Origin of the sequence: Aulosira sp. FACHB-615 (assembly GCF_014698045.1) — a bacterium.
GTDB lineage: Bacteria > Cyanobacteriota > Cyanobacteriia > Cyanobacteriales > Nostocaceae > Nostoc_B.
The window spans coordinates 16,725-30,964 of the sequence record NZ_JACJSE010000040.1; the positions used below are offsets into that span (position 1 = coordinate 16,725).

General features: G+C 42.3%; 13 protein-coding genes. All 13 read right to left on the reverse strand.

Going from position 1 to position 14,240, the window contains the following annotated elements; all coding sequences use genetic code 11:
- Positions 1 to 11: 11 nt before the first annotated feature.
- Entirely contained in the window at positions 12 to 1,097 is a 1,086-nt protein-coding gene (locus H6G77_RS31665; protein ID WP_190669481.1) for an LLM class flavin-dependent oxidoreductase, read from the reverse strand.
- A 76-nt stretch (positions 1,098 to 1,173) separates the two neighbouring features.
- Positions 1,174 to 2,253, reverse strand: a complete 1,080-nt coding sequence (locus tag H6G77_RS31670) for an aliphatic sulfonate ABC transporter substrate-binding protein (RefSeq protein ID WP_313954537.1) — start codon at positions 2,251 to 2,253, stop codon at positions 1,174 to 1,176.
- Between the two features lie 196 nt (positions 2,254 to 2,449).
- Positions 2,450 to 3,298 (reverse strand): MetQ/NlpA family ABC transporter substrate-binding protein, encoded by an 849-nt coding sequence (locus H6G77_RS31675; protein ID WP_190873687.1) that lies wholly within the window; start codon positions 3,296 to 3,298, stop codon positions 2,450 to 2,452.
- Between the two features lie 284 nt (positions 3,299 to 3,582).
- Complete coding sequence (locus H6G77_RS31680; protein WP_190873688.1) at positions 3,583 to 4,239, reverse strand: methionine ABC transporter permease; 657 nt, start codon at positions 4,237 to 4,239, stop codon at positions 3,583 to 3,585.
- 30 nt (positions 4,240 to 4,269) lie between these two features.
- Positions 4,270 to 5,490 carry an LLM class flavin-dependent oxidoreductase gene (locus H6G77_RS31685; protein ID WP_242049369.1) on the reverse strand — a complete coding sequence of 407 codons (1,221 nt, stop codon included), beginning with the start codon at positions 5,488 to 5,490 and terminating at the stop codon, positions 4,270 to 4,272.
- A 265-nt stretch (positions 5,491 to 5,755) separates the two neighbouring features.
- Entirely contained in the window at positions 5,756 to 6,994 is a 1,239-nt protein-coding gene (locus H6G77_RS31690) for an acyl-CoA dehydrogenase family protein (protein WP_190873689.1), read from the reverse strand.
- A gap of 274 nt (positions 6,995 to 7,268) precedes the next feature.
- A complete protein-coding gene (gene yfcF, locus H6G77_RS31695; RefSeq protein WP_190873690.1) occupies positions 7,269 to 7,904 on the reverse strand; it encodes a glutathione transferase in 636 nt (211 codons plus the stop codon).
- A 32-nt stretch (positions 7,905 to 7,936) separates the two neighbouring features.
- Positions 7,937 to 9,286 carry an LLM class flavin-dependent oxidoreductase gene (locus H6G77_RS31700; protein WP_190873691.1) on the reverse strand — a complete coding sequence of 450 codons (1,350 nt, stop codon included), beginning with the start codon at positions 9,284 to 9,286 and terminating at the stop codon, positions 7,937 to 7,939.
- An 18-nt stretch (positions 9,287 to 9,304) separates the two neighbouring features.
- On the reverse strand, positions 9,305 to 10,171 hold the full coding sequence (locus H6G77_RS31705) for a MetQ/NlpA family ABC transporter substrate-binding protein (protein WP_190873692.1): 867 nt from the start codon (positions 10,169 to 10,171) through the stop codon (positions 9,305 to 9,307).
- Positions 10,172 to 10,173: 2 nt separating this feature from the next.
- Positions 10,174 to 11,151, reverse strand: coding sequence for a methionine ABC transporter ATP-binding protein (locus tag H6G77_RS31710; protein ID WP_190873693.1), 978 nt, complete (start codon positions 11,149 to 11,151; stop codon positions 10,174 to 10,176).
- A 35-nt stretch (positions 11,152 to 11,186) separates the two neighbouring features.
- A complete protein-coding gene (locus H6G77_RS31715) occupies positions 11,187 to 12,080 on the reverse strand; it encodes a MetQ/NlpA family ABC transporter substrate-binding protein (protein WP_190873694.1) in 894 nt (297 codons plus the stop codon).
- A 24-nt stretch (positions 12,081 to 12,104) separates the two neighbouring features.
- Positions 12,105 to 12,995 carry a MetQ/NlpA family ABC transporter substrate-binding protein gene (locus H6G77_RS31720; protein ID WP_190873695.1) on the reverse strand — a complete coding sequence of 297 codons (891 nt, stop codon included), beginning with the start codon at positions 12,993 to 12,995 and terminating at the stop codon, positions 12,105 to 12,107.
- A gap of 155 nt (positions 12,996 to 13,150) precedes the next feature.
- Complete coding sequence (locus H6G77_RS31725; protein ID WP_199331714.1) at positions 13,151 to 14,236, reverse strand: aliphatic sulfonate ABC transporter substrate-binding protein; 1,086 nt, start codon at positions 14,234 to 14,236, stop codon at positions 13,151 to 13,153.
- Positions 14,237 to 14,240: the final 4 nt, after the last annotated feature.

Genomic DNA, 14,240 nt, shown 5'->3' on the forward strand with positions numbered 1-14,240 from the left:
ATTTAGCTGATTTAAGCTACGGTTGCTGTTTGTCTTTCTAGTCGTTGGACTTCTTGACGCACCAAAGGAATTACATCTCGACCATAGGCTAGAGCATCTTCCACAGGGTCAAAACCACGAATCAAGAGTGTTGTTACCCCAGCTTTGTAGTAATCAAATAATGATTCTGCTACTTGTTCTGGAGTTCCAACCAAGGCTGTAGTATTACCCCGCGCACCAGTCGCAGCTGCAATTGGTGTCCATAAACGCTTATCGTGAATTTCCCTTTCTTTGGCAAAATCCAGCAACCGCAAGGAACCCACAGCTTCAGGTACTGCCGGAGCCTGACCACGAATTTCATTAATCCGCGAGAGAATATAATGGGCTTTTTCCCAGGCTTTTGCTTCGGTTTCGCCCAAAATTGGACGCAAGGAAATACTGAAACGTAAATCTTTTCCTGGCGGTGCTGCGGCTTTGACTTCAGCAATGCGTTGTTTAATCGCGCCTATGGGTTCTCCCCAAAACGCATAAACATTACTGTGCTTTGCACCTACACCCACAGCTGCACCAGAAGCACCACCAAAATATATAGGAATATGTGGTTGCTGTAAGGGTTTAACGTCCGAAAATGCGCCTTTGAATTGGTAAAACTCGCCTTCATAATCGAAGGGTTCTTGGCTTGTCCATACTCGTCGCACAACATCAAGATATTCATCAGTTCGACGATAGCGAGTATCATGGTCAAGCCAGTCACCATCACGCTGTTGTTCAGCATCACTACCACCAGTAATGATATGTACGGCAACACGACCATGAGAAAAGTGATCTAATGTAGCTAATTTACGTGCGGCTAAAGAAGGAGACACAAAACCCGGTCTATGAGCCAGTAAAAACTTGAGTCGTTCTGTTGCAGCAGCCACATAACTAACAACGTTAAAACCATCTGGCCCTGTGGAACTATAACCAACTAGCACCCTGTCAAAGCCACCATCTTCATGAACTTTGGCAAAGTTACGCACATAGTTTAAATCTATACTTCCCCCCGTAATTGATACGGTAGGACTATGTAACTCTGACGCATTTCGCGTACCAATCATGCCAATAAATTCAACAGGCATAAATATCTTTACTCCAAGTTATTAATCATGAGTCAAAAATTCTTCTCCCTTCCCTTGTCTCTCTTTTCCCCCTACCTCACCTAGAAGCAGTAGTTCCCAAGGGACACACAGATGCAGCAATATCTACTTTTTGGGGAATAATTTTTTGTTCTAATAACCAATCAGCCGTTTTTTGGAGATTGGCGACATCTTCACTGTTGGGAAAGACGTAAGATTCAGGGCCGCGATTTTTAGTAACTTGTTTGGCTACTGCATCCGAAAGTTTTAATTCTTTAACTAAAAAATCTGATGCAGCATTAGTATTTTTATTTAGCCAATCACCATCTTCACTTAAAGCAGTCAGAGCAGCTTTAACTGCTACAGGATTTTCTTTGGCTGCATCACCGCGCACAACCATAATGCCGTAGGTCGGTGCAGGGTGTGTCGTGGTAATTCTTCTGGCTTTATGTTCTAATTCCGCAATCGAAATATAAGGTTCCCAAACTGCCCAACCATCAACAGAGCCTTGATATAAAGCAGGCGCAGCGTCATTTGGTGATAGATAAACTCGCTGGACTTTTTCTTTGGGAATCTTTTCTTTTTCCAAAACTTTTAATAAGAGATATTCGCCTGCGCCACCTTGATTCACTGCTACTTTTTTACCGATTAAATCAGCAGGTTTGCGAATAGGAGAATCACCACGAACTAAAATAGCACTGCCCAAAGAATCAGGACTCGGACGCTGCACAGAACCAATACAAAGAGGCTGTCCCGCCGCAATTCCAGAGATGGTCGGAATATCACCACACCCGCCAATATCGGCTCGATTACCATTGAGAGAACTTAACAGCGTAGCACAACGGTCAAATGGGCCACTCCATTCAACTTTAATATTTTGTGCTGTTAACTGACGCTCTAACTCACCTCTTTGACGGGCTAGGGGAATAATGCCGCCTTTTTGGTAGCCCAAGCGAATGACATTGTTTTTCTCTGTTGTTTTGGTAGCAACAGTATTTGAATTTGAGGTTGTATCGGACTTAGCTGAGACATTTGTAGCTGTTTGTTGGCTGCAACTAGAAGCGATCAATCCTATCAAAGAAACTGCGATCGCTAATATCTTACCAGTAGAATATTTTTTTGTATCCGCAAAGCGGTGGTCTTGGTCATTATTCACCACAATTTACTCCTTGATGTCAATTTTTAGGAGTTTAAGCAGCCATATTGATGATGATAGCAACTTAAATACATTAAATCGACCGATTTACCGTATTTAATAAAAATCAGCATACCATCTTTCGATAGACTGCCCAAACCAAATCAATATTTCTTTATCTCTGAACCAGAGAATAAAACCTTGGCATGAGACATTTTTGCTAAAAAACTGGTACAAGCCTACCCTTATATTCCTGATTGATAAAATCTTTGACTTTAGGGTCAACGAGTAGCTTATTTAACTTTTGAATTTTGGCTTCATTTTCTCGACCCTGCAACGTCACGAACGCCAGCGCATATTTTTTATCTTTGGCTGTTTCTTGACCCATAGAATTAGGTTCTATCCCTGCCAGCGCAACAGTTTGAGCCGAAGATACAATAAAATCTACGTCATTAATGGCGCGGACTACTTGTACACCTTCAACTTCTTTGATTCGCAAGTTTTTGGGATTAGCAGCAATATCTCTTCGGGTAACAAATTGTGGAGCATTTTCTTTTAACTTAATTAGACCATTTGCTGCTAATAATCGCAATCCTCGGTCGTTATTGATGACATCATTCGCAATTGTGACAGTTGCATTTTGCGGAATTTCGCCGACGGATTTGAGATTTTTTGAGAAAAGACCAAGTGTGTTTAAATAAACTGTATTTAATGCTACTAAATTTATTTTCAATTCCTTCACAGCATTATTCATAAATGGTCTGTGCTGAAAGAAATTGGCATCAATTACCTTATCTCTCAAAGCTGTGTTGGGTTGTATCCAGTCATTAAAGGTAACAACTTGAATTTCTAAGCCTTCTGCTGCTGCTAGATTATTATTGACAAATTTCAAGATATCCTGAGAAACTACACCAGTTACGCCGACTTTAATTATTTCTTTTTGCTCTTTTTGGCTAATTGTCTGCGTAATATTATTAGATTCTTGGGTTGCTGGTTGGCTACAACTGGCAAATATTAAAGAAGCAGTTAGAGAACCTAAAGCTGTTAAGAAAAATCTGCGTGTATTCATAAAAATTTTAATTAAGAAGGATGATGGAAATTTCTTATACCAATTCTGTGTGAAGTTGCGATTAATAAGAAACGAACCGCAAAGAGCGCAAAGTACACGAAGAGAAGAAAAGAAGAAGAGAGGGTTTGGTACAGTTTTGCAAAGAAATGGTTTTACAGTTTTTGAGCATTGCATAAATACGGAATGAAATCATAAAATTCCACTTTTAAAACTCTTACTCTTTGCGTCTTTGCGCCTTTGCGCGAAAAAAATTCATCCCCATAATCAGCAATGCCGGTTTTTGTTTAGCGTTTTCGCATACGTTGAGCAATTAAATCACCTAAGAATTGAATAATTTGCACCAATGCAATTAAAACCACAATGGTAGAAAACATTACCCCTACATCAAAGCGTTGGTAGCCGTATTGAATGGCTAAATTCCCTAATCCACCACCACCTACAGCCCCAGCCATAGCGGAGGAGTTAAGTAAACTCACGATTAAAATTGTCATCCCTAATATCAGTGATGGAAAGGCTTCAGGAATCAAGACTTTGAGAACGATTTGCCAATAATTGCATCCCATTGCTTGGGCGGCTTCGATGAGTCCCTTATCAACTTCTAAAATGCTGGTTTCTGCAATGCGTCCAAAAAATGGGATGGCGGCGAGGGTAAGGGGGACTAAGGCGGCGGTGCTACCGATGGAAGTACCAACAATTAAGCGGGTGAGTGGTGTTAAAACGACAAGCAGAATAATAAACGGAAATGACCGTCCCGTATTCACGATCGCACCTAAAACTTTATGCAATTTGGGAAAGTCTAATAAGTTACCAGGGCCAGTCATTACCAACAATAAGCCCAAGGGCAAGCCTAAAAAGATTGCAACTAGGGCAGATATCCCAACCATGTAAAAAGTTTCGGTGGTAGCTTGTAATAAGCTTTGTAGTAGTTCTTGTCCTTGCATCTTTTCGGAAGGGTGTAAGGGTTTAGGGTTTTAAAGTCTTAAACCAGCTTGTTTTAGCAGTGGTAGAACGCGCTTACCGAATAAATCTAAATCAGGCTCGAAATCGTAGAAGGCTATCTGGAAACCATCAACACCAGCTTTATTGAGTTGCACAAGTTGTTCGGTGATTTGTTCTGGCGAACCAATGAGTTGCACATTACCACCGATCGCACTGCCAACGCTATGACGCAGATTTCCTTTTTTATGCCCTCTCCAAGCGTGGGCATCGCTGCTAACAAGGGAACGTCCCGCAATTGATTCATGATCAGCCTGGTCAACAATGGCTTGGGCATATTCTTCTGCCTCTTTTTCTGTTTCTCGCAAAACAATCAACGGATTTAGCAGCGTGCGGACTTGTCTACCTTGGGCGATCGCAGATTGTTTCACCCGTTCTGTATGGGCGGGTAAGGATGACAAAGCACTGTCTATATCTCCGCCAGCCGGACTGGTGATAAACACAATATCAGAATGACGACCTGCAAACTCAATACCCGCATCTGAACCAGTGGCGTTAACTAAAACAGGACGACCATAAAGCGGACGAGGGCTAATGTAAGCATCTTTGAATTGCCAAGAGCTTTTTTGACTCTGGTAAGAAAAGTTCTCGGTTTCTGACCAAAGTCTCTTTAAGACAGTGACAAATTCATCAGCCATTTCATAGCGGCGATCGTGTTCGATTTGACTCCAACCGAACAATTCATGTTCATAAGCCCGATGTCCGGTGACAACGTTAATTCCCCAACGACCTTTGGAAATGTGGTCTAATGTCGCCCCAAATTTAGCTAAATGAATGGGATGCCAAGGCCCATAAAGAACGTGAATGGTAGAAATTAAGAGAATCCGCGAAGTCATTCCCGCCAGAGAAGCTGTTGCAATGAAAGCATCTAAACCAGCTTCCGTGCGAGTCGGCCCCTGTCCACCCTTGGGTTGCCATGTGGAATAACCAAAAACGAGGTCAAATCCCAATTCCTCAGCCTTTTGGGTCAATTTGGCATTGTAGTCAAACGACCAATCGGTAGTCCGAGGTAAATATGATGAACTCCAGCCACCGTGATGAATTGGTAAGAATAACCCTAGTAATACAGGCTGTTTGAGAGCTTGAGATAATGGACTATCAGGATAGTCTGTGGGAGAGGCGTAGACGCAAAGCGGCTTGTCGCCAGACATCGCTTTTATCTCCGTTCTGACAGCAGTAGTATCAATTACGCTCATAGAATGGTTAAATCGTTTTAAAATTTCTCTCTTTGTAGGCTAGGACGTACACACAAGTTATCGAAGTTCAACCACATCCCGCCTAGAACTAAAGTTCCAGGCTCATAGCCAAAGTCCACTCAAGTGGACTAGAAGACATTTTTAGTTGAGTCATCTTCAGATGACTTGCGCTATGAGACTCGGAATTCATTCCGAGGCGGGACAGATGCACTACACGAATATTTGTATGTACACCGTAGCCCTACACCCTTAAACCCCTACACCCCTAAAAGAATCCTCTCTGCGGTAATGGCGTACCGTTTATCTCATAGTCTCCAATCGCACGAGCCTTAAAGTGATTGGGATTATGTGAGGATAAAGTACGGGCATTGCGCCAGTGACGGTCAAAGTTTGAGCTTTTCTTGGTTGTCGAAGCTCCGCCAACTTCAAATAGTAAGGTGGCTGAACGTAAAGCTAAATCATCAACAATTAATTTGGCTTTGGCTGCATTCAAAGAAGTTTCTAACGCTACAGCCGTCTCTGTTTCTTCACCTTGGGCTTTAGCCGCAGGCAGGCGATCGAGTCCATCGGCGGCGGCTAAAACGATCGCTTCTGCTGCAAAGGCATTAGCCGCAATTTGTCCGACGGTTTGCTGTAAGATGGGGTCTTCTGCTGCTTGCTCGGATACAGCATGGTAAAAAGTCCGAGGACGTTTATGAATGAGGTTTGTGGCATCACGCAGCACGCTACGAATAATGCCAGCGTTGATAGCAGTCAAAAATAATTGCGGGATGATATTGTATGGCAAATTGTCTTTGTCTGTGTCCGTCTCAAAAAATACTTCACTTCTCTCAACACTTACATTAGTAAAGTTAGTTGTTCCTGTGCCTGTAAGCCTTTGACCAAATCCATCCCAATCATCTATAAGCTCAATGCCATCGCGGTTTGTCGGGATAAGAATAAACGCCGTGGTGTCATCTGGTACTAGTACCCGCACAAAAATCAAGTCTGCATAAAGGCTGCCAGTGCTGTAATACTTCGTGCCATTCAGACGATAACCGTCGCCATCGGGTGTTAATTTTGTATTCACAACTTGACCACCGCCAGCCCGTTTAACTTCTAATTCGGTGGAAGCGAGGCCAATAATTGCCCCATCAACTACTTCCTTTAGCCAGCGACGATTTCTTTCGGTGCGTTCTGAGCGCAAAATTCGCTCTGTGACAGAAAAATGATTCCGCACAATGTGAGCCACGTTCGGGTCAGCATCGCCTAACTTAATCACCACCTCGAATAATTCCCGCGCAGTGCTACCACCGCCACCTTCAGCAACGGGGATTCGCAATGCACCCAACCGAGAACGCCGGATTAATTCAACCACATCAAACGGTAGGATGCGATCGCGATCGCGTTCACTTGCTCCCAGAGCTATATGATCAAACAACTGCTGGAGTTCCGGCGAGTTAGTTCTGACTGGAGCCGAAAACTGGATTGTTGTATCTGCAACTTTTTCTAGACTTTTAATCATTATTTTTATCTCCGATGTAGAAAATTTATGTTGGCGAGTTGTAAGCAACTAGTACAGGTCGGCGGAAATAAACTTTCATCGCCCTTTTGTTGATTCGCCTAGCCTGAATCCCCCGCAGCTATATATGGAGAGAATGTCAAGAACGCTTCTATATCTGCGGCGATTACCTCTGGTAACAAATTTAAGTTAAGCTAAACACCAACAAAGAACTAAAAATCTACCAAGATACCGTAGATTAATAATCCTAAATTTTCCCTAAGTTGTCAATCTTTTATCAGCCCAAGGGCTGGCGTTGCTGATTGACCCACAACTGAACAGATGGCCGTTGCCATTGATGTTTAGCGTATGTCACCAAATTCTCTGGTACTGGGTCGCCATTCAAAATTAGGCGATGAAGTATGAGTGCGAGGTCAACATCGGCGATAGACCACTGACCAAAGAGGTTTTCCGTATTGGCAGATAGTAGTAAATCGGCGGCGAAGAACAATTTCTCGGCGGCTGTTTGCGCCTTTTGTGATAGAGGTGGCTTTGTTACCCCGGAGAATATCACTTCAGTAGGACGCTCTTGTTTGATAGGTGTGAGATCGCTGCGGAGCCACGCTTGCACCTGACGCGCTCTGGCCCGATTCTGTGGTTCTGTTGGGTATAACGGAGTACCAGGAAAAACTTCATCAATATATTCTGCGATCGCCGAAGACTCCGACAATGAGAATCCATCGTGAATTAAGGTCGGTACGCGGCTCGTCAAAGACTTAGTGGCAAAGCCTGGTTCATGCTGGGCTTTGGCTGCAAGGTCAATGGTCTGGATGTCGAATGACAGTCCTTTTTCATGCAGAGACACGAATGCCGACAGTGCATAAGGGCTGAGGTACTGAGTATCGACATAGAGAAGGATAGATGTGGATGACAAGGTTTTCTCCTGTGAGGACTGTTGATTACTAACTAAATAACTGCTGGCGATCGCTCAGATTGAAAGAAACGGTTAGCGGGGCGGGGGAGTCCCAAATTTTCCCGCAAGGTTGTTCCCTCATACTCGGTGCGGAAAATTCCCCGGCTTTGGAGTTCTGGCACAACCTTGTCAACAAAATCGTTCAACCCTTCCGGCAGATAAGGGAACATAATATTAAAGCCGTCCGAGCCTTCTTCCTTCAGCCATTGCTCCATCTCATCGGCGATGGTCTGGGGTGTTCCCACAAAAGCCAACCCGCCGTAACTACCGACACGTTGCGCTAGTTGTCGAATCGTCAAGTTTTCACGCTGTGCTAAGGCGATGACTCTTTCCCGTGAAGAATGTCCGGCATTGGTTGGCGGAATTTCTGGTAAGGGGCCATCAGGGTCAAAACCGGAAACATCGTAGCCCAGCGCACCATTTAAACTAGCGATTCCACTGTCATAATGTACGAGACTATCTAAATAAACGCGCTTGGCTTGCGCTTCGGCGACGGTTTCCCCGACCACAACTAAAGCACCAGGAAGAATTTTTATACTATCTGGGTCACGTCCAATTGCTTTCGCCCGTCCTTTGATGTCTGCAAATAAAGCTTTGCCAGCCTCCAGATTACCAGCCGGCGCAAACACAGCCTCGGCAGTTTCGGCGGCTAATTGTCGTCCGGCTTCCGATGCACCAGCCTGGACAATTACAGGCCAGCCTTGCACGGGTCTTGCAATATTTAATGGCCCCCGCACCGAGAGATATTTGCCTTTGTGATTCAGAACGTGAAGCTTTTCGGGATCAAAATAAATCCCAGCTTCCACATCCCGAACAAAAGCATCATCAGCAAAGGAATCCCAAAGCCCTGTAACCACATCATAAAATTCCCTCGCCCGACGGTAGCGTTCATCATGCTCTATCTCTTCTTCTAAATTAAAGTTGAGTGCTGCGTCTGGATTAGCTGTGGTGACGATGTTCCAGCCAGCGCGGCCGCCACTGATATGGTCGAGAGAGGCAAAGCGACGGGCAATATGGAAAGGCGCGTCATAAGTTGTAGAAGCTGTAGCTACTAATCCGATGTGTTCGGTGACGGTAGAGAGGGCAGAAAGCAGGGTAAACGGCTCAAAAGAGGTAACAGTATGACTGCGTTTCAGGGCATTTATGGGCATATTCAGCACGGCTAAGTGATCTGCCATGAAGAATGCGTCAAACTTGCCTGCTTCGAGTTTTTGGATGAATTTTTTCAGTGCTGGGAAGTTGAAATTAGCATCAGGTATAGCCCCTGGATAACGCCAAGCCCCTGTATGGATGCTGACGGGGCGCATGAACGCACCTAATTTTAATTGCTTTATTCTACTCATTATCCCTCCGTATCATGTTTAGAATGCAGGGGCGATCGTCCCTTTGAGATAGTTATTGATGTAGGTTTTCAATTTGGGATCAATAACTAATTGATTTAGCTTTTGGATATTTGGATCATTTACTTTTGATTGTACAGTTGCTAAACCTACTGCATAATTTTTGTTAGCCATGCCAATTTCGTCTAATACAATTGGGTCTAGGGATACTTTTGCTTGGACTAAAAAAGATGCCGAGGTCACAGCTAAATCAACATCATCCAATGCTCTGACGATCGCGTAATTATCTAATTCTTGAATTTGCAGATTTTTGGGATGCTTAATTACATCTTTGACGCTGTAATATTCTCCCGTCTTTTCTTTTAAATTGATTAAGTTAATTTGTTTGAGAAATTTTAAAGCCCGATCCTGATTGCTATCATCGTTAGAAATAGCGATGGTTGCTCCAGTGGGAATGTCCTTAAGGGATTTTGTTTTTAATTTTTTTGAATATAGCCCTGTGATGGTAGTATAGCTGCGATTTAACATAACAAAATCAGCATTCAGTCTTTTAGCAGCTTGTTTCATAAATGGTTCATGCTGGAAAAAGTTAGCATCAATTTCGCCATTTTTAAGAGCATCGTTAATTTTGACAGAATCAGCAATAGTCACAATTTGAAAGTCTAAACCGTGACTGGGGGCTATTTCTTTTTGAATGAATTTTAAAACATCTTCTGTGGTGGTATTGCGAGAACCAACTTTGAGTAATGTTGTCTTGGTTGATTGACTCACTAATTGACTAGTAGATGCAGGTTGTTTTGGTGTACAACCGGCAAAAGAAACAGATGCAATTGTACTTCCGATACCTAAAAGAAAATATCGCCGATTGATTCTTGTTAAACTAGCCATGATCAATGTACTTCCACTTCAAATTCGGCTTCGTGTAAATAGTTCAAAGCTTGCGTTACCTTCTGACCTGCTAATTCAATGTGGAACTGACCAACTCGGCGATCGCCTACGGTCTCCACACTCCCACTCAGGATATTGACATCCACATCAAAGCGTCGGGCTAAGGTGGCGAAAATTGGCTGACTGGCTTGTTCTCCCGCAAAGGCGATCGTAGCGAGAACAGCACCAGGTTTTGCTCTATAACCATTCCGACGGGGAAAAAATTCTTGGGCGAGAAATGATTCTGGTCTAGCGATTAAATCGCTCACATATCCCTTTTCAACAATCTTACCTGCATTGAGTATTGCCACACTATCGCAGATTTGCTTGACCACACCCATTTCATGAGTAATGAGTAAAATTGTCAAACCCATACGCTTATTCAAATCACGTAACAAGTCCAGAATCGACCTAGTTGTTTGCGGGTCAAGTGCAGATGTCGCTTCATCAGACAATAAAACTTTCGGTTCTCCCGCCAAAGCCCTAGCAATACCTACCCGTTGCTTTTGTCCCCCAGACAGTTGCGCCGGATAAGCATCAGCTTTACCTTGCAAACCCACCAGTGAAATTAATTCTTCTACCTTAGCCCGACGTTGTAGCCTACTCAAACCCATCACTTCCAAAGGAAAAGCAATATTTTCCGCCACTGTTCTGCAACTTAGTAAATTAAAGTGTTGAAAAATCATGCCAATATGTTGACGGGCGACACGTAATTTATCTCCCGACAATTTTGTGATTTCTTGTCCATCAACCACAACTGAACCTGATGTTGGTTTTTCTAGTTGATTAACACAACGAATTAACGTGCTTTTACCTGCGCCACTTTGACCTAAAACGCCAAAAATTTCTCCTGGTTTAACAAACAGGCTCACTCCATCTAAAGCGACAACTTTTTGAGTACCTTGGTGATAAATTTTGCGAACATCAGTAAATGTGATCATTTCAGAATTACCCCACAATTAATCATGACTATTTTTTAAGGAATGGGAATCACTGCGCCTTGATATTTATCTCTAATAAATTGTTTGACTTGATCATCCCGTAACAACTTATAGAGTTTTTGAATTCTGGGGTCATTTTCCTGCCCTTGTAATGTTGTCACTGTCACCGCATAAATCGGATTTTTACTGGATTCTAACGCCAAGGCATCTTTATCTGTTCTTAGTCCTCCTGCCAGCACTGTTGCACCTGTCATAACAGCTAAATCAACATCAGGAAGCGAAGGAATCATTTGAGTTGCTGGTACTTCTTTGACTTGTAAGTTTTTAGGATTTTCGGCAATATCTTTAGGACTAACTAAACCTTTAGCAGTAGTTTTTAACTTTACTAATCCAGCTTCTTCAATTACCTTCAAAGCCCGATGAGCATTATTAATATCACCAGGGATAATCACAGTGCCATTTTTCGGCACTTCTGCCAAAGATTTGTGTCTTTTGGAATATACACCCACTGGATTTAAGTGAATCGGCGGATTTAAAGCCACCATTTTAATATTATGTTGCTTGCCAAAATCCTCCATAAAAGGAACGTGTTGAAAGTAATTAGCATCAATTTGTTTATCTCTCAGCGCAAAGTTATTTTGTACACTGTCACTAAAGGTGAAAATTTCAATATCTAATCCCGCCTGTGGTGCGAGATTTTTCTTGACAAACTCTAAAATTTCTCCGGCTGGAACTGGTGAAACTCCAACTTTAATTTTTTCTTTGGTTGCTGTTGTTGTTGTGTTAGAGGCTGGGGTAGCAGATGGATTAGTATTTGTATTAGCAGAATTATTTTGCGGTGAACTACAACTAGTAAAAACTGTAGAAGCTGTAAAAGAGACAACTGCTAAGAGAAAAAACCGACGATTGATGTTGTTAAGCAAAGTCATTGATTTAATTACAAATAATGAAAATTAAGGAATGGGAATCACTGCACCTTGGTATTTATCTCTAATAAATTGTTTGACTTTATCGTCCCGCAACAACTTATAGAGTTTCTGCACTCTGGGGTCGGTTTCTTTACCTTTTAATGTTGTGACTGTCACCGCATAAATTGGGTCTTTAGCAGTCTCTAAAGCTAAAGCATCTTTATCGGTTTTTAATCCAGCTTGCACAATCCAATTACCTGTAACTCCGGCTAAATCCACATCAGGAAGACTCGGAATTGCTTGCGCTCCTGGTATTTCTTTAATTTGGATGTTTTTGGGGTTAGCAATAATATCTTTAGGACTCGCCGGACGAACATTTTCCTTAAGTTTGATTAAGCCTGATGATTCTAAGACTTTTAAAGCCCGATGAGCATTGCTAGGATCATCAGGAATTGTCACCAGAGCTTTGTTAGGTACATCATTAAGGGACTTATATTTTTTAGAAAAAAGTCCCACCGGATTTAAATGAATTTGTGGCGTAAAAGCATACATTTCAAAGTTATGTTTCTTGCCATAGTCCTCCATAAAAGGAATATGCTGGAAATAATTGGCATCAATCACACCATCTTTCAAAGCAGTGTTATTCTGCACAAAGTCATTGAATGTAACTATTTCGATATCTAGTCCCGCTTCTGGTGCTAAATTCTTTTTGACAAATTCTAAAATTTCACCTGCTGGTACTGGTGTGACACCAACTTTGATTTTTTCTTTGGCTGTAGTTGTGGTTGTATTGGCTGCTGTGGTGGCTGAAGGATTCACATTATTCACAGCCGAATTATTTTGCGGTGAACTACAACTAGCAAAGACTGTAGAAGCTGCAAATGATGTGATAGCAATTAAAAAGAATCGGCGGTTAATGTTAGTAGGTAATTTCATAGTTGTAATTACGAGTTAATTTGACTGTAAGAACTCAGCACCCAGGAATCAAAAGTCAGATATTGATCAGGAATGTAGCCTGATTTATATATATTATTCAGATTCTTTAACTATTCTGTCTCCTGACTTCTGACTCCTGAATTCTTAAGTTTGATTTACCATTTTTGGTCAGGAATCCAGTTGTAGTTTTTATCTTTGACATCTATTTTTTTCGGAATGATTTTGAGTTCATAAAATGTATCTGCCATACGTTGCAGACCACTTAAAACTTCATCTGTGACTGGTAATACTTCCCGTTGACCACCCCGTTCTTCTACTGTTTCCATTGTTTTTAGGTCAATTTTGTACAGTTTAGAAAGCAGTTTGGCAGAATCTTTGTAGTTTTCTCTCGACCAAGTACCAGCTTTTTCTAGCTCTTGTAAAACTATCTTGAGAACGTCGGGATGATCGCGGACAAAATCTGGAGCAGCATAATAAAAACTAGGGCTTTCGAGTGCTGCTTTATCTCCAAAGACGGCGCTATTATCTGCCAGTAAGCGAGTGCGGAGTTTACGTTCAGCTTCAGCTGTGTAAGGGTCCCAAATTAACCACGCATCAATATCACCACGTTCAAATGCTGGTAAGGCTTCAGCAGGTGTCAGATAAAGAGGTTGAATATCACTAAATTTCAACCCGACTTTTTCTAAAGCACGCACAATAATGTAGTGTTGACCAGAACCTTTTGCAAAAGCAACTTTCTTACCTTTTAAATCAGCAAGTGTTTTGATTGGGGAATTTTCTTGGACTAAAATAGCGGAACCTCTAGTGCTACCTGTCCCGGCTGCGACTCTAACAAAGGGTTTATCACCGGCTTGAGCAAAGACGCTTCCTGTGCCACCACCACCACCAAATACAATTGCACCTGCTCCCATCCCATCTAAAAGCGGTGCTGTGGAGGAAAATTCATTCCACGTTACAGATATCCCCAAGGGTTGTAATCGCTTTTCTAAACTTCCTTGGGCTTTGATAATATTCAACAACGCCATCCCTTTTTGATGACCCATTTTCAGCACTGTGAGCTTGGGTGCTTGGGCTTTTTGGGTAGATGTATCAGCTGAATTACTGGGGGCGCAAGATGCGATCGCTAAACTCAATCCCATACCCAGCACAAACAATACAGCAAAAGTTTTAATTCTTTGATGCCGAAATAATCCCCACTTTCTAAAAAAACTTAACAATTTATTTAGTATTTGCTCTATCATAAAT

Bases quoted from the DNA above. Each gene is read 5' to 3' on its own strand.
- H6G77_RS31680 (WP_190873688.1), bottom strand. From the start codon at position 4,239: ATGCAAGGACAAGAACTACTACAAAGCTTATTACAAGCTACCACCGAA.
- H6G77_RS31665 (WP_190669481.1), bottom strand. From the start codon at position 1,097: ATGCCTGTTGAATTTATTGGCATGATTGGTACGCGAAATGCGTCAGAG.
- H6G77_RS31715 (WP_190873694.1), bottom strand. From the start codon at position 12,080: ATGACTTTGCTTAACAACATCAATCGTCGGTTTTTTCTCTTAGCAGTT.
- H6G77_RS31710 (WP_190873693.1), bottom strand. From the start codon at position 11,151: ATGATCACATTTACTGATGTTCGCAAAATTTATCACCAAGGTACTCAA.
- H6G77_RS31700 (WP_190873691.1), bottom strand. From the start codon at position 9,286: ATGAGTAGAATAAAGCAATTAAAATTAGGTGCGTTCATGCGCCCCGTC.
- H6G77_RS31705 (WP_190873692.1), bottom strand. From the start codon at position 10,171: ATGGCTAGTTTAACAAGAATCAATCGGCGATATTTTCTTTTAGGTATC.
- H6G77_RS31725 (WP_199331714.1), bottom strand. From the start codon at position 14,236: ATGATAGAGCAAATACTAAATAAATTGTTAAGTTTTTTTAGAAAGTGG.
- H6G77_RS31685 (WP_242049369.1), bottom strand. From the start codon at position 5,490: ATGAGCGTAATTGATACTACTGCTGTCAGAACGGAGATAAAAGCGATG.
- H6G77_RS31720 (WP_190873695.1), bottom strand. From the start codon at position 12,995: ATGAAATTACCTACTAACATTAACCGCCGATTCTTTTTAATTGCTATC.
- H6G77_RS31675 (WP_190873687.1), bottom strand. From the start codon at position 3,298: ATGAATACACGCAGATTTTTCTTAACAGCTTTAGGTTCTCTAACTGCT.
- H6G77_RS31690 (WP_190873689.1), bottom strand. From the start codon at position 6,994: ATGATTAAAAGTCTAGAAAAAGTTGCAGATACAACAATCCAGTTTTCG.